At 70.9% G+C, this 15695-nt stretch carries 15 protein-coding genes; 13 read left to right on the top strand and 2 right to left on the bottom strand.

All coding sequences use genetic code 11. The features are described 5' to 3' along the window. Positions 1-81: 81 nt before the first annotated feature. Positions 82-942, top strand: a complete 861-nt coding sequence (locus VGZ23_18080; GenBank protein ID HEV2359503.1) for an amidohydrolase family protein — start codon at positions 82-84, stop codon at positions 940-942. 12 nt (positions 943-954) lie between these two features. Here the strand turns inward: VGZ23_18080 and VGZ23_18075 are convergent, their stop codons facing one another. Next, positions 955-1950, bottom strand: a complete 996-nt coding sequence (locus VGZ23_18075; protein ID HEV2359502.1) for an ABC transporter substrate-binding protein — start codon at positions 1948-1950, stop codon at positions 955-957. Positions 1951-1996: 46 nt separating this feature from the next. Then, positions 1997-3208 carry an ABC transporter substrate-binding protein gene (locus tag VGZ23_18070; protein ID HEV2359501.1) on the bottom strand — a complete coding sequence of 404 codons (1212 nt, stop codon included), beginning with the start codon at positions 3206-3208 and terminating at the stop codon, positions 1997-1999. Between the two features lie 143 nt (positions 3209-3351). On the opposite strand from VGZ23_18070, the gene VGZ23_18065 reads away from it, so the two are divergent. From VGZ23_18065 to VGZ23_18010, 12 genes are all read left to right on the top strand, one after another. Further along, complete coding sequence (locus VGZ23_18065) at positions 3352-4269, top strand: DMT family transporter (GenBank protein HEV2359500.1); 918 nt, start codon at positions 3352-3354, stop codon at positions 4267-4269. Positions 4270-4290: 21 nt separating this feature from the next. Then, a complete protein-coding gene (locus tag VGZ23_18060; protein HEV2359499.1) occupies positions 4291-4935 on the top strand; it encodes a DUF4386 family protein in 645 nt (214 codons plus the stop codon). Between the two features lie 105 nt (positions 4936-5040). Next, a complete protein-coding gene (gene larE, locus VGZ23_18055) occupies positions 5041-5940 on the top strand; it encodes an ATP-dependent sacrificial sulfur transferase LarE (protein HEV2359498.1) in 900 nt (299 codons plus the stop codon). Continuing rightward, positions 5937-6779 carry a nickel pincer cofactor biosynthesis protein LarB gene (gene larB, locus VGZ23_18050; protein ID HEV2359497.1) on the top strand — a complete coding sequence of 281 codons (843 nt, stop codon included), beginning with the start codon at positions 5937-5939 and terminating at the stop codon, positions 6777-6779. Before larE ends, larB begins: the two co-directional genes overlap by 4 nt. Continuing rightward, positions 6760-8004, top strand: a complete 1245-nt coding sequence (larC, locus tag VGZ23_18045; GenBank protein HEV2359496.1) for a nickel pincer cofactor biosynthesis protein LarC — start codon at positions 6760-6762, stop codon at positions 8002-8004. Before larB ends, larC begins: the two co-directional genes overlap by 20 nt. 139 nt (positions 8005-8143) lie before the next feature. Next, the gene (locus tag VGZ23_18040; protein HEV2359495.1) at positions 8144-9361 is read left to right on the top strand and encodes an extracellular solute-binding protein; all 1218 of its coding nucleotides are present in this window, start codon (positions 8144-8146) and stop codon (positions 9359-9361) included. After that, on the top strand, positions 9358-10488 hold the full coding sequence (locus VGZ23_18035) for an ABC transporter ATP-binding protein (GenBank protein HEV2359494.1): 1131 nt from the start codon (positions 9358-9360) through the stop codon (positions 10486-10488). The genes VGZ23_18040 and VGZ23_18035 overlap by 4 nt, the downstream gene beginning before the upstream one ends. Before the next feature lie 5 nt (positions 10489-10493). Then, entirely contained in the window at positions 10494-11414 is a 921-nt protein-coding gene (locus VGZ23_18030; protein ID HEV2359493.1) for a sugar ABC transporter permease, read from the top strand. Beyond that, complete coding sequence (locus VGZ23_18025; GenBank protein ID HEV2359492.1) at positions 11411-12235, top strand: ABC transporter permease; 825 nt, start codon at positions 11411-11413, stop codon at positions 12233-12235. The genes VGZ23_18030 and VGZ23_18025 overlap by 4 nt, the downstream gene beginning before the upstream one ends. A 5-nt stretch (positions 12236-12240) precedes the next feature. Next, positions 12241-13485, top strand: coding sequence for an enolase C-terminal domain-like protein (locus tag VGZ23_18020; GenBank protein HEV2359491.1), 1245 nt, complete (start codon positions 12241-12243; stop codon positions 13483-13485). 40 nt (positions 13486-13525) lie between these two features. Next, entirely contained in the window at positions 13526-14323 is a 798-nt protein-coding gene (gene iolB / locus VGZ23_18015; GenBank protein ID HEV2359490.1) for a 5-deoxy-glucuronate isomerase, read from the top strand. Continuing rightward, positions 14302-15690, top strand: a complete 1389-nt coding sequence (locus VGZ23_18010; protein HEV2359489.1) for a lactate racemase domain-containing protein — start codon at positions 14302-14304, stop codon at positions 15688-15690. The genes iolB and VGZ23_18010 overlap by 22 nt, the downstream gene beginning before the upstream one ends. The last annotated feature ends 5 nt before the right edge of the window (positions 15691-15695 follow it).

Below are 15695 nucleotides of genomic sequence, written 5' to 3'. Positions count from 1 at the left end.
CGGCTTTCCTGCCGAACAGCGGCCCCTGAAGGAAACGGCGGGGCTCTGCCAAACTCAGCCTCACCGCACTGGAGGACACCCATGAAACCGGACGACCTCGTCGCCATCGACGTGCACGTTCATCCGATGAGCCCGGAGGCACGCCCCGTCTTCGGCGGCGAGCTGGAGGCGATGGCGCGGTACTTCGGCCGCGAGATCGCGCCGGTCTCGATGGACGACCTGGCGAAGCAGTACCGGGCCCGGCGGATGATGGCCGTGCTGCTCGCGATGGACACTTCGACGGTGTCCGGCCGGCCGCCCGTCCCGAACGATCACATCGCGGCGGCCGTGCGGGCCCATCCCGACGTCTTCATCGGGTTTGCCGGCGTCGATCCGTGGAAGGGACGGCTGGCCGTCGACGAGGCGCGCCGGGCCCGCGAGGTGCTCGGCCTCCGCGGTCTCAAGTTGCACCCCGGCCTCCAGAAGTTCGCGCCGAACGACGAGCGGTTCTATCCGCTCTGGGGCGCCGCCGCCGATCTCGGCCTCGTGTGTCTTTTTCACTCCGGCACGATGGGGAGCGGCGCCGGCCTGCCCGGCGGGGACGGCTACAAACTCAAGTATGTGAACCCGATGCTCGTGGACGACGTGGCCGCGGATTTCCCGTCGCTCGAGATCATCCTCGCGCATCCGAGCTGGCCCTGGCAGGCGGAGCAACTCGCGATCGCCCGCCACAAGGCCAACGTGCACATCGACCTGTCGGGGTGGTCGCCCAAGTATTTTCCGGCGGAGCTCGTCGAGCAGCTAAACGGCCCGCTCCAGGACAAGTGCCTCTTCGGGTCCGATTGGCCCTTTCTCACGCCGGAGCGGTGGCTGTCGGACTTCGCCGCGCTCACGGTGAAAGACGCCGTCCGGCCGAAGATCCTGCGCGAGAACGCGCGCCGGTTGTTCTCGGACGCCCGCTGAGGTGGACGGTGATCAGATCTTCCATTGCGACGTGGTGCTCGGCGCGAACAACTCGGCCGGGGCGAGCCGGCGCGCCGAGAGCCCCTGCTCGAAATGGTACCGGAGAAACACCTCGAGCGTCTCTTGGTTCGCCGCGAGACCGTAGGGCCAGAAATCCGCGCCCATGAGGCCCCGGGCCTGCTCGGCGTGCCACAGTTGAAACGGCAGGCTGGTCGCCAGCGCGTTCGCGTCGTCGAGCGCCGAAACGGCGAGGTCCTTGGCCGTGACGAACGCCTTGTAGACGCTGGCCGGCAGCCACGGATGGCGCTCGGCGAGGCGGGTCCGGACACCGGCGAGGTGCATGATCGGGAAGATGCCGGTGCGCCGGTAGTAGTCTTCCTCGTCACGCCCGAAATTCGCAAACAGCCGGCCGACCGCCGCCGCGCCGCGGACGAAACAGGACGGCGTCCGGGGCGCGATGAGCGCGTCGATCGCTCCGTCCTCGAGCATGCCGGAGAGCGTTGCCTCGGGAGGCGCCGCCGCGAGCGAGACTCCGGCGGGCGGCGCAAAGCGAATCTTTTCGATCCGGCCCGGCGTCTCCATGCCGCCGGTCACCCATCGAAGGTCGCCGGGCGCGACACCGTACTCATCTTGCAACAGACCGCGGACCCAGACGGCGGCCGACATCTGGTACTCCGGCACTCCGACGCGGCGTCCCCGCAGGTCCAGGGGCTGTTCGATGCCCCGGTCGGTGCGGACGTACAACGCGGAATGGCGGAACGAGCGGGAGAGGAACGCCGGGATGGCGACGTACGGGCAGTCGCCGCGCGACCGCCGGATCGTGTAGCTGCTGAGCGACAGTTCGGCGACGTCGAATTCCTCGTGCACGAAGGCGCGAAAGAAGATCTCTTCGGGCGCGAGCGCGAGAAAGACGGGATCGCACCCTTCGATGCGCATCCGGCCGTCGAAGAGTGGGCGCGTCCGGTCGTAGTCGCCGCACGCGACCGCCAGATGGAGGGCCTCCGTCATCGAGCCCCGCGCTCCAACGTGACGCCGCCCCGCCGCGCCGGTCCTACTACGGCACGGGTTCTCCGCCGAACTTGCTCACGGGGTCCCACGCCTGTTTGGCGGGGTCCCAGCGCGTGACGATCGCGTCATCCAGGTTCAGCCCTCGCTGCGGGCTCGTCTTGAAGTCGTAGATGCCGTTGATGCCGGCGAAGCCCCGCAGATGGACGAGGTAGTCTCGAATTTGCGTCGCGGTCGCCTCGGTGCCGAGGTGGCGCAGGGCGTCCACCACAAGCTGGCCCGGATCCCAGGCGATCGACGCGCCGAGATCCGGCTTGGCATTGGCGGCCCCAAACGCGTCGTAGAACAGCTTCTGCGCCATCTTCACGCGCCCGGCCGGCAGCGACTGGTACGCGGGCCAGGCGCTCGTCGGAAAGTACAGGTCCGGGGGCAGGAACGACGCGTACTGCTTCATCTGGCCGTAGGTCTGGTTGCCGTTCGTCGTCGCCACGGGGACGCTGAGTCCGTTCTGGGCGATGCCCTTGAACACCGTGCCGATCGGCGCGCCCGTGCTCCAGGCGATGAGCGCCTGCGGCTTGGCCGCGGCGATGCGCGCGATCTGCGCCGCGACGCTGACGTCCTGCGGGTTGAAGTGCTCGCGGGCGACCACCTGGACGACGCCCTGATACTGCGGCAGGGCCACGGTCTCGTTGATGTTGCGTTCGGCGTCCTGCCCGGTCGCGTCCGTCGACGTCAGCACGGCGATGTGCGTCCATCCTTTGCCCTTGAAATAGCGAATCAGGGCGCCGGCCAGGTCCTTGGTCGAGACGCTGGCGGTGAAGACGTAGCTGCCGTCGGCCGGATGGATGCCGGGCGAGAGGCAGTACTCCACCGGCCCGTCCTTCATCAGCGGCGCCATCGCGGCGCAGATCGCGACGAGCGAGGATCCCACGATCACCGGGACCCGCCCGGCGATGATCTGGCCGGCGAGCTGGACGCCGACCTGCGGGCTCGTTTGATCGTCGTGGAAGACGAAGTGGATCGGGCGCCCGCGGATGCCGCCCTTCTCGTTGGTGAGGCGTTCCACGATCTGCAGCGCCTGGCTCTCGGGCTGCCCGAGGAACGCCCCGCCGCCGGTCAGCGGCATGATGGCGTTGATCACGTAGGGCGGGCCCGAGGGAGCGGCGCCGGAGGCGGCCAGGACGAGCAGCAGCACGGCGGCCGTGGTGAGCGCGGCCGGGCCCGTCCACCGCCGGGTTGGTGCCGTGGCACGCCTGTGCATCCTCACTCACATCACCTCGCTCGATCGCCGTGGACCGCCGCGCGGGCGCGCGGCCGGCGCATCACAGAACGCTCATTCTGTGAAACAGAACACGGCCCCTTCGGCGGAGGGCTCCCCCGCCGGCCGGTCGAACACGGCGCTTCGTGGGTTTCCTGAACGCCGCCGACGGCGCGGCGGTCTCGCACACGGCGGCCCGCGGTCTCCGCCGCAGAGTTCGCGTCGAGCCGCTGCTGGCCGTCGTGCTCTGGGGCGGCATCTACCCCGGCGCCCGGCTCGCGCTTCGGGAGATCCCGGTGCTGAGCTTCACGTTTCTCCGTCTCGTGCTCGCCGCGGCCGTCCTGGCCGCCGTCTGGATGCCGCGGCGGCACCCCATGCCCCGCGACCTCTGGTGGCCGCTCGCGAAGGCCGGGATCGCGCAGGCGACCTTTCAGATCTTGCTCATCGGCAGCCTGCGGTGGACGACGGCCGGCCAAAGCGCGATTCTGCTCGCGGCCTCGCCTATTCTGACCGCGGTGTGGCTGGCGCTCCGCCGCGGCGACACGCCGGACGGCCGTCGATGGACCGGACTCCTGCTGGGACTCGCGGGCGTCGCGCTCATCGTGCGGGGGGCGTCGGGCGGGTTCGACCTATCCCGTGCGGCGGGTGACGTGCTCGCTCTCGGCGCGGCCGCCGCGTGGGTCTGGTACAGTCTCGCCGTCGGTCAGGTGGTGGACGCCGCCGGCACCTGGCAGGCGACCGGATGGGCGATGGGAATCGCCATGCTGGTGTTCGCGCCGCTCGCCGTCCCCGAAATGGCGCGGCACGCCTGGGGGACCGTGTCGTGGGGGGCGTGGGCGGGACTCGTATACGGCGCCACGGCGGGGATGGTCGTGGCGATGGCGTTGTGGGGCCGGTCGCTCCACCGGTTGGGACCGCGGGAGACCATGGTCTACGTCTACCTCGAGCCGGTCTCGGCGGTCGTGATCGCGGCGCTTCTGCTCCGCGAGTCCCTCAGCACGCTGCAGGCGTTGGGTGCGTTGTTCACGTTCGCCGGGGTCTGGTTGGCCTCGGACACTGGATGAGCACGAGAAGGGGGGAGAGACATGGAACGAATCCAGCATAACGGCGGCACGGCGGGGTTCATCACGGCGATCTGCCTTGCGTTGCTGTTCATCCTCTTTGCGTCGAGCGGGCTCGACCCACAGACCGCGCTGGATCCGAGCAGGGCGCTTCCCGTCATCGCACAAAAGGCGGGTCTCTTCGGAACGATCGGCGTTCTCGGCCTGCTGTCGGCCGGTTTCGGCCTGATCTTCACGTTCGGCGTGTTTGCCCGTCTGCGGGAGAAGGCGCCGACCCGCGCGGTCGCCACCCTGGGGCTCGCCGTTGTGGGCCTCGCGCTACACGCGCTCGGAGCGGCGCTCCTGTGGCAGGGTGGTGCCATGCTCGCGGCGTTGTCGGCCAGGGATCAGACGGCCGCCGCGCACGCATGGACGGCAATCGCCGCCGTCAACCAGGCCACGATGGCCGCCGGCAACGCGTTTACGGGCGCGGCCGTGCTGGTCGCCGGATGGGCGATCGTCGACACGGGCGTGATGAACCGTACGCTTGGATGGGTCGCGGTGGTGGCCGGCATCGCGGAGATTCTGCAGGTGTTCAGTACCCAGATGGCGCTGATGGGCCTCGGATTTATCTTGGTGATCATCTGGCTGGCATGGGGCGGCAGCCAGCTGCGGCGCGCGCCGGCCTAAATCCCCGACGGCAAGGGCCGCCGCGTTCCAAACCGCGAAAGGCCGGGCGCGGGGCCGTACGGTCGCAGGTGGGAGCGCGCCCTTTATATGTAGAAGCACCGTGGCATGCGAGTGCCGGTGGAAGACGCGGGCGCAGACATGCCCGCGGGGAAACAGGCGCGGCTCGAAGCCCTCCTCCGAAGTCTCGGCGGGGTCGTGGTCGCGTTTTCCGGCGGCGTGGACAGCGCGTACCTGCTCGCCGTCGCCCACGGCGTCCTCGGCGACCGGTGCGTGGCGGCGACCGCGGTGTCCCCGTCGCTCGCGCGGGACGAGCTCGCCATCGCGGAGCGGATCGCCGGTGCGCTCGGCGTGCGGCACATCCGCGTGGAGACGCGCGAGTTCGAGGACGCCCGCTATCTTCGCAACGACGCGAACCGCTGCTATTTCTGCAAGCACGCGCTGTTCACGGATCTGGCGCGGCTCGCCGGTGACCTCGGGCTGCCGGCCGTCGTCTACGGGGCCAACGCCGACGATCGCCGCGACGACCGGCCCGGGATGCGCGCGGCGGCGGAGTTTGCCGTGCAGGCTCCGCTGCTCGACGCGGGTCTCGGCAAAGCCGACATCCGCGCGCTCGCGCGTCGCATGGGCCTGGAGGTCTGGGACAAGCCGGCCGCGCCATGTCTGGCGTCGCGGCTGCCGTTCGGGTCCCCCGTGACCGTGGCGGCGCTCGGCCAGATCGAGGCGGCCGAACGCGTGGTGCGGGGACTCGGATTCCGCGAGGTCCGTGTGCGTCACCACGGCGCCGCCGCGAGCGTCGAAGTACCGGTGCCCGAGATCGGACGTCTCGCCGCCATTTTCGATCGGGTGACGGAGGCGTTTCGCGCCATCGGGTTCAGCACCGCGCGCATCGCTCCCGACGGGCTGCGCTCGGGACGCTTTTCGCCGGCGCCGGCCGGCGAGTCCATACCGGCCGGTCCCGAGGCGCGCGAGTCCGGCGTCTCCGCCTCGCACGGGCGCGGCGCGTGAACGAAGACACGCTCGCTCGGCTGCTGGAGGACGTGCGGACCGGCCGCGTGGCCGTGGCGGACGCCGTCTCGGCGCTGCGCTGGCTGCCCTTCGTGGAGCTCGGCTTCGCCAAGGTCGACACGCACCGGCCGCTGCGCCGCGGCGCGCCGGAGGCGGTGTACTGTCCCGGAAAGTCCGTCGGGCAGATCGTCGAGATCGCGTCCGCCCTGCGCCGGGCCGGCGGCCCCGTGTTGCTGACGCGCGCGGCCCCGGATGTGGCGGCCGGCGTGGCCGGCGCGTTTCCCGATGCGACGTACGTTGCGCAGGCCCGCCTTCTCGTGCTCGGGGGAGTCCCGGAGCGCCGGGCCGGGTGTGTGGGCGTGTTGACCGGAGGGACGGGCGACCTCGCTGTCGCCGAGGAGGCGGCGTGGACCGCGGAGGTGATGGGCGCCGACGTGGCGCGCGTTTATGACGTGGGCGTGAGCGGGCTGCACCGCCTGGGGGCGCACCGCGCGCTGCTCGAGCGGGCTCGGGCGCTCGTGGTCGTCGCCGGCATGGACGGCGCGCTGCCCGCGGTGGTGGCCGGGCTCACGCGGGCGCCCGTGATCGGCGTGCCGACGAGCGTCGGCTACGGCGCCCACTTCGGCGGCCTGGCCCCGCTGCTCACGATGCTCACCGCCTGCGCCCCTGGCGTCGCGGTGGTGAACATCGACAACGGATTCGGCGCGGGCTATCTTGCCGCCTGCATCAACGGGACCGGCCTGCCTGCCCCCCCGCCCCCCATAGGGGGGGACGAGGGGGCCCCGACCGCGCGCGCGCGGGACGTGTCAGAGGAGGAGCATGCGTCTCGGCTACCTTGACTGCGGGAGCGGGGCGAGCGGGGACATGCTGCTCGGGGCCCTCGTCGGCGCGGGGTGGCCGGAGGCGGCGCTCCAGGAGGTCGTCGCGGGGCTCGGCGTTCCGGTTCGAGTGACGGTGAACCGGGCGGAGCGGCGCGGCGTGCCCGCGCTGCGCGTGGAGGTGGTCGACGACGATCCGGCCTCCGCGCGCCCCTATCCGCGGCTCGCGGCGATCGTGGACGGCTGCCGGGTCGCCGCGCCGGTGCGCGTCCGCGCCGGCGAGGTGCTGCGGCGCCTGGCCGAGGTCGAATCGCAGATCCACGGCGTGCCGATCGAGGACGTGCACCTGCACGAACTCGGCGGTCTCGACACCTTGGTCGATGTCGTCGGCGTGCTCGCCGGGGTGGACGCGCTCGGGCTGGAGCGCGTGGTCGCGTCCCCGGTGAACGTCGGGCGGGGGTGGGCGCACATCCGGCACGGCGCCGTGCCGGTGCCGGCGCCCGCGACGCAGGCGTTCCTCGAAGGCATGCCCGTGTACGCCGGCGAGATCGAGGGCGAGTGGCTGACGCCGACCGGCGCCGCGCTGCTGCGCGCGCTCGTGACCGGGTGGGGTCCGCTGCCGCCGATGCGCCTCGAGCGGATCGGCACCGGCGCCGGCCGCGACGATCCGGCGCGGGCGAACGTGCTCCGGCTGTTCGTCGGCGAATCGATGGAGGTGTACGGCCGGGGGGACGCGGGCCTGTTGGGCGACGCGTCGCGCACGGAGCGTCTTGTGATGCTGGAAACGTCCATCGACGACATGAATCCGCAGTTATACCCGCACGTGACGGCCCGGTTGTTCGACGCGGGCGCGCTCGACGTGGCCGTCGTGCCGGCGGTCATGAAGAAAGGCCGGCCCGGCCACCTGGTGCGGGTGCTCGCCGCACCGGAGCTGGCGCGGGGACTTGCCGGGATCCTGCTCGCGGAGACGACGACGCTCGGCGTCCGCGCGCACGAGGTCACCCGCCTCGCGGTGGACCGGCAGACCGTGGAGGTCGAGACGGAGTACGGCTCCGTTCCGGTGAAGATCGCCGGTGATGACACAGGCGTCGTGAACGTCGCCCCGGAGTTCGAGGCGTGCCGGGTGCTGGCCGCGCGCCACGGCGTACCCGTCAAGCGGGTCATCGCCGCCGCGCAGCGCGCGGCGGCGGCGCCGGGCACACCGCGTCCCCTCGACCGTCGCCGGGGACACGTGCGGTCGACGTAGGCCCCGCCCGCACGTCGGCGCTCGCGCAGGGGATCATACCCTACGCGCGAATCGGGTGCAGGATGGATGCCCGGCGCCGCCCTCGACGGCCATCATTAGGTTGGGGTGGACTACAATAGACCACGGTGGGGGGTGGCAAGTGACGAAGGATCCTCAGTCGTTCAACCGCAGAGCATTTCTCATCGGCGCCGGGGCAACGGCGGCGGCGGCCGGCACGCAGTGGTGGACCGGCCGTCCCGGCGTCGCCCAGGCGGCACAGGCGGCGCTGCCGCCGATGCCGTCCCGTCCGCTCCAGCTGACCATCATCGACGTCGCGGGCCAGCTGCAGCTCACGAAGAGCATCATCGAGGATTACGCCGGGTCGCACCGGCAGTACGTCGGCGGCATCAGTTACCAGCAGGCGACGGCGCCGGAGCTGCCGGCGAAGATCAAGGCGCAGCAGGCGGCCAACCAGCTCCAGATCAACATGGTGCTCACGGGCTCCGACGCGCTGTCGGCGGGCATCGTCCAGGACATCTGGCAGCGGCTCCTGCCGGACTTTCAGGCGAAGTGGCCCAACCTCATCGGCAACTACCAGCAGCCGAAGGCGCAGGGCCTCGCGCAGGGCTACGGCATCCTGGACGTCTTCGGCAACTACGGCCCGACGTTCACGTACAACCCGGCGAAGCTGCCGAATCCGCCGAAGACGCCTGAGGACCTGCTGGCGTGGGCGAAGGCCAACCCGCGGCAGTTGATCTACGCGCGGCCGGCCAACTCCGGACCGGGCCGCAGCTTTTTGATGGGTCTGCCCTATATGCTCGGAGAGCCGCAGCCCCGGGAGCCTCAGTCGTGGACAAAGGTGTGGCCGTACTACCAGCAGCTCGGCCAGTACCTTCAGTACTATCCCACGGGGACGGCCGGGACGTTTCAGGAGTTGGGGCAGGGCGCCCGCACGATCGCGGCCTCGACGATGGGATGGGATCTCAACGTTCGGGCGCTCGGCGTGGTGCCGAAGAACTTCGGCGCGTTCGCATTCGAGAACGAACGCCTGATCGCCGACACGCAGTACATCTGCGTGCCCCGGGGCAACTCGCCGGAGATGCTTGGGCTGGTGCTGGATCTGATCGCGTGGGTGCTCCGGCCCGAGCAGCAGGCGAAGACGTTCGACACCGGCTACTTCTATCCGGGGCCGGCCGTCAAGGGCGTCACGCTGGCTATGGCGCCCAAGGCCAGTCAGGACCAGGTCGGTCCGGTGCGGCGGCCGTTGTTTGACGATCTCATCAGAACCCGGCCCATCGAAATCCCCTTGGCTCCGGACAAGCTGGTGCAGGCGTTCCAGCTCTGGGACCAGCGGGTAGGCGCGAACAAACTCAAGTGAGCACCGGGACCACGGCCCGGCCGTCCAGGCCGGAGGGCGGCGCACCGGCGGCGCTCTCCGGCCGGAGCATCGGCCGACTGGAGATGCGCGGGCTCGGCAAGCGGTTCAGCGAGACCGTCGCGCTCTCCGCGTTCGACCTCGACGTGCACGGCGGCGAGTTCATCAGTCTGCTCGGTCCCTCCGGCTGCGGCAAGAGCACGGCGCTCAACTGTCTCGCCGGCCTCGTCGACCCCGATGCCGGGCGGATCCTGCTCGACGGAGACGACCTCGCCCCGGTGCCCCCGGAGCGGCGGGGCTTCGGCGTGGTGTTCCAGAGTTACGCGCTGTTTCCGCACCTCACCGTCGGCCGCAACGTCTCGTTCGGGCTCGAGATGATGGGGGTGCCGGACGAGGCGATCACGCGTCGCGTCGGGCAGGTGCTCGCGCTCGTGCACCTCGGGGGCCTCGGCGACCGGTATCCGGCCCAGTTGAGCGGCGGTCAGCAGCAGCGTGTCGCCCTCGCGCGTGCGCTGGTCATCGAGCCCCGCCTGCTCCTGATGGACGAGCCTCTCAGCAACCTGGACGCCAAGCTCAGGCTGGAGATGCGCCTCGAGATCCGGCGCCTGCATCAAGCCCTCGGCCTCACGACGTTCTACGTGACCCACGACCAGGAGGAGGCCCTGTCGCTGTCCGACCGCATCGCGCTGATGAAGGATGGGACCATACGGCAGATCGGAACCCCGGAGGAAGTGTACCTTCATCCGCAATCCGCGTTCGTCGCCAACTTCTTCGGCTACCGCAATCTGTTCCCGGTGCGGGTCGAGGCGGTGCGCGGCGACCGGGCGCAGGTCGTCGCCGCGGGGAGCCTGCGGCTCGAGGGCCGGCCGCGCGGCGAACTCGCGGCCGGGGCCGAGGCCGTCGCGGCGGTGCGGCCGGAGGACGTACGGGTGCTGCCTCCCGCCGAGGCCGCGGGCGGCGTGCCGGCGAAGATCGAGTTCGCGGAGTTCATCGGCGGCGCGTTCGAATGCAGCGTGGCGGCGGACGCCGGCGAGTTGTTTGTCGTGAGGACCGCCGCGCGCTGGCCGCACGGGGCGCCCGTGGTCCTGCAGGTGGACCCGGACCGGCTGCTGGTGTTCCCGCCGGAGTAGGCCGCATGGCGCAGCGGGCCGATCGGACACGCATGCGTGAGGCGGCGGCCGCCGCGGTCCCGCGGGCGCGCCGCCGGTGGGGGGCCGTGCTCCCGATCGCGCCGGCGTTTCTCGTCGTGCTGGGACTGTTCATCTACCCGTTCGTCTACGGCCTGGAGCTGTCGGTCCACCCGCAGGGCGCCCTGGCCAAAGCCGGGATATTCGCGAACTATGCCGCGTTCTTCGGCGACGCCCGGGAGCGGCTGTCGATCTGGAACACCCTCCGGCTCGCGCTTCCCGTGACGCTCCTCGATCTCGCGGTCGCGCTGCCGCTGGCCTACCGCCTCCGGCGGCCGATCCCCGGGCAGCGCGTCATCACCGGGCTGCTCGTGATCCCGATGACGCTCGGGACGGTGCTGCTGGCGGAGGGGATGATCGAGTTCTTCGGGCCGGCCGGGTGGGTCAACAAGCTGCTGATCGCGCTGCACCTGATCGCGTCGCCGGTCCAGTTTGTCCACAACTACACCGGCGTGTTTCTGTCGCTGACGATCTCGGATTTCCCCGCGGTCTTCCTGGTGCTTCTGGGCTACGCGTCGGGGCTCGATCCCGCCCTGGAGCGGGCGGCCCGCACGCTCGGCGCCGGGGCGTGGCAGCGCATCTCGCGGGTGACGCTGCCGCTGCTCGCGCCGGGCATCGCGGCCGCGGCCGCGCTGTCGTTTGTGGCGACGTTCTCCGTCTTCCCGTCGGCGGTGCTCGTCGGTGAGCCGGCCGGGTCGACGCGCGTGATCGCGCTCGCGGCGTGGCAGGCGGCGTACGAAAACTACGACTACGCGCGGGCGTCGGCGATTGCCATGGTGATGGCGGCGATCGAGCTGGTGTTCGTGGCCTTAGTACTCGCGGCGCGGAGCCGGGCCTATCGCGGCGCGACCATCGGAGGCCGCGGATGAGCCGGGCGCATGCCCGGGAAGGCGCGTCGTGGTGGGTCTACGCGATCGTGATCCTGTTCGGCCTGCTCGTGGCCGGGATCTTCCTCTCGGCCTTCTTGAATTCGATCGCGTCGACGTGGTTTGGGGGTTGGCTGCCGGATGGCTACACCGCCAAGTGGTATCAATTCGCCGTCACGGAGTTCGATCTCTCGTACGTGCTCGGCGTGACGATCGTGGTCGGGCTGTCCGTGACGGTCATCAGCCTCGCGCTCGGCGTGCCCGCCGCGTACGCCCTGGCCCGAAGCGCCTTTCCGGGGCGCCCGGTCGTGCTTATCCTCCTGATCCTGCCGATGCTGGTGCCGCCGATTACCTACGGCATTCCGCTGGCCGCGATGCTGTACGGTCTCCATCTCGGCGGCACGCTGGCCGGCGTGATTTTGGTGAATATCGTGCCGGCGCTCCCCTTCGTCGTGCTGATCATGACTCCGTTCTTCGAACAGATCGATCCAAACTTGGAGCGGGCGGCGCGCACGCTCGGCGCTTCTCCCACCCGCGTAATGCGGCGGGTCCTGCTGCCGATCGCACTGCCCGGGGCGCTGGCGGCCGGCCTGCTGATCCTCGTCAGAGCGATCGCGTTGTTCGAACTGACGTTCCTCGTCTCCGGTGCGAAGAGCCAGACCCTCGTCGTCGCGCTCTACTACACCGCGTTCGCGGCGGGCATCCGGCCGAGCCAAGCGATCGACGCCATGGCGGTCGTTTACATGGTGACCGGCCTCGTCCTGCTGCTGGCGGCCCTGCGGTTCGTCAACCCGGTCAACATGGTCATCCGCGTCCGCCAATGAAGCGCCTGCCGATCGCCGACCTGCGCGCCACCACCGTGACGGTGCCGCTCGAGGCGCCGCTCCGCCACAGCAACGGCGCGCACTGGGGCCGGTTCGTCCGCACCATCGTCGAGCTCGAGACGGCCGACGGGCTCGTGGGCCTCGGGGAGTTGGGCGGCGGCGGGGAGGGCGCGCAGGCCGCGCTCGCCGGCCTCAAGCCCTACGTGCTCGGCCACGACGCGTTCGACTTGGAACAGCTCCGCTTCAAGATCGGCAATCCCACGGCCGCGCTGTACAACAACCGGACGCAGCTGCACGCCGCCATCGAGTTCGCCTGCCTCGATCTCATCGGACAGGCGCTCGGGGTGCCCGTCTACGATCTGCTCGGCGGCCCGCTGCGTGAGGAGATCCCCTTCGCCGGGTACCTCTTCTTTCGCTACGCGAGTCCCGCCACCGGGAAGGGCGAGGTGCGCACGGTCGAACAGCTCGTCGCGCACGCCCGCGACCTGCGGAGCACGCACGGCTTCCGGACGCACAAGCTCAAAGGCGGCGTCTTTCCGCCCGACTACGAGCTCGCGTGTTACCGCGCGCTGGGCGAGGCGTTTCCGCAAGACTCGCTGCGGTACGATCCGAACGCGGTGCTGGGCGTCGAGGAAGGGATCCGCTTCGGCCGGGCCATCGAGGACCTCCGCAACGACTACCTCGAAGATCCCACCTGGGGCCTGAACGGCCTGCGCCGCCTGCGGGAGCGCGTACGCGTGCCGCTGGCCACGAACACGGCCGTGATCGACTTCGAGGGGCTCGCGGCCAACATCCTCCGGCCGGCCGTGGACATAGTACTGCTCGACACCACGTTCTGGGGCGGCATCCGGCCGTGCCTCAAGGCCGCGGGCGTGTGCGAGACCTTCCAGCTCGGCGTGGCCGTCCACTCGTCCGGCGAGCTCGGGATCCAGCTCGCCACGATGCTCCACCTCGCCGCCGTGATGCCGAACCTCGTCTTTGCCGCCGACGCGCACTACCACCACCTCACGGACGACGTCATCGAGGGCGGCAAGCTCCCGTACCGCGACGGATGCATCGCGGTCCCCGCCTCCCCGGGGCTCGGCGTGCGGCTCGACCGCGACAAGGTCGCCCGCTACGCGGAGCACTACCGGGAGGTGGGCGGCTACCCATACGACCGGGACCCCGGCCGGCCGGAGTGGTATCCCTACATCCCCAATACGCGCTGGGCCGATCCCGCCGTCTCGGTGTCGCTCGAGGGCCTGCTCTGACGCCGCCGGGCCGGAACCTCACCTCGGAGGTGCAAACGTCATGAAGGTCTTCTTCAAGCACGGCGCGCCGGACGGCGTCTCGGAGATCGTCAATCCGGCGAACTCCGACTCGGACGGACTCGAACTCGCGCTCGTCCGGCCGGCGCCCGGCCGATCGGTGGACATGGTCTCGCCGGGCAAGGAATCGCTGCTCGTCATCCTCGGCGGGCGGTGCTCGATCGCCGTCAAGGGCATGGAGACCTGGACCGACCTGGGCGGGCGGAGCGACGTGTTCGACGGGGTGGCGACCTCGGTGTACGCGCCGCCGGGCGCCGCCTACCGGATCACCGCCGGCGGGCCGGCCGAGATCGCCGTGTTCCGCGCGCCCGCCCCCGAGGGCGGGGAAGCCTACGTCATCCGGCCGTCCGAGGTCACGGTGGCCGTGCGCGGCGAAGGCGCGTGGCGCCGGACCGTGCACACGATCCTCGACGAGTCCAAGCCCGCGCAGCGCCTCGTGGCCGGGGAAACGTTCAACGAGCCGGGGGCCTGGTCGAGTTATCCGCCGCACAAGCACGATCGTCACGACCCGCCGCGCGAGGTCGTGTTCCAGGAACTGTACCATTACCGCGTCAAACCCAAAGACGGCTTCGGCTTCCAACGCCTCTACTCGCCGGAGCGGCACGTCGATTCCACGTTCGTGGTGGAGGACGGGGACACGGTCGTCATTCCCTTCGGGTATCATCCCGTGGTGGCGGCGCCCGGGTACCGTCTCTACTATCTGTGGGCGCTGGCCGGCGAGGGACGGCACCTGATGGCCAGCGAGGATCCGGCCCACGCGTGGGTGACGCGAAAGGGGTGATGGGCACGGACGGCACTCGCGCCGGGGCGGTCGCGGTCGAGGGCATTCGCGCGCCGGCGACGGCCCCGCTGCCCCGCCTGGTTCGCGTACGTCAGCAGTTCCCGACGCCGGGCCGCTGCGACGTCGAAGCGGAGATTCACCGCCAGATCGCGGCCCCCGACATCGTGCGGCGGATTCCGCGCGGCCCCGTCGCGGTGGCGGCCGGCAGCCGCGGCGTCGCCGAGCTGCCCCGGATAACAAAGGCGGTGGTGGAGGCGCTGCGCCGGCACGGCGCCCGGCCGTTCATCGTGCCCGCGATGGGCAGCCACGGCGGCGCGACGGCCGAGGGCCAGCGGGAGGTGCTCGCCGGCCTCGGCGTCACGGAGGCGGCGGTGGGCGCGCCGGTCGTGTCGTCGATGGACGTGGTCGAGCTCGGCCGGCTGGCCGACGGGTCGGGCGTGTACTGGGACCGTGAGGCGCATCGGGCCGGCGCCGCCGTCGCGATCGGGCGCGTCAAGCCGCATACCGCCTTTCGCGGCGTGATCGAGAGCGGCCTCGTCAAGATGGCCGTGATCGGGATCGGCAAGCAGCGGGGCGCGCAGTCGATGCACGCCCCGGGCTTCGGCGGGTTCGCCGACCGCCTGGTCGAGGCCTACGGCATCGTGGCGCGGCGTGCGCCGCTCCTGTTCGGCGTCGCGACGATCGAAGACGCCTACGACGTGCCGGTGCAGCTGGCCGTCGTTCCCCCCGAAGCGTTCCTCGAGCGTGAGCCCGCGCTGCTGGACCGCGCGAGGAGTCTCATGGCGCGCCTGCCCGTGACAGAGGCCGACGTGCTCGTCGTGCAGGAGATCGGCAAGAACATCAGCGGCGACGGGATGGACCCGAACATCACCGGCCGCTATCCCACGCCGTTCGCCTCCGGCGGTCCCGTGATCCGGAAGATCGCGGTGCTGGACCTCACCGCCGAGACGCAGGGCAACGCCAACGGCCTGGGCCTCGCGGACCTCATCCCGCAGCGGGTGCTCGAGAAGATCGACCTGCCCGCGACGTATATGAACGCGCTCACGTCCACGGTCATCGACTCGGTGCGCCTGCCGATGGTGCTGGCGAGCGACCGCGACGTCCTGGACGCCGCGGTGCTCACCGCGCCGCGGATCGACGGCGGAGAGACGCGCCTCGTGTACATTCGCAACACGCTCGCGCTCCGCGAGGTCGCCGTTTCGGAGTCCCTCGTGCCCCACCTGCTGCCACACGCCGGCCCCGTCGCGGACGCGGCGCCGGCCGCCCTCGTGTTCGCGGAGGACGGGACGCTTCGCCCGCCGCTCGACCCGGTGCTCCCCTACGGGGGACAGGCCGTCCGGGGCCGGCCGGCCCCCGGAAACTTCTGATGAGC

The sequence above is a fragment of the bacterium genome, from assembly GCA_035945995.1.
Lineage (GTDB): Bacteria > Sysuimicrobiota > Sysuimicrobiia > Sysuimicrobiales > Segetimicrobiaceae > DASSJF01.
Note: the sequence above shows the minus strand (reverse complement) of the source record. Positions and strands in the feature narration are given on the sequence as shown.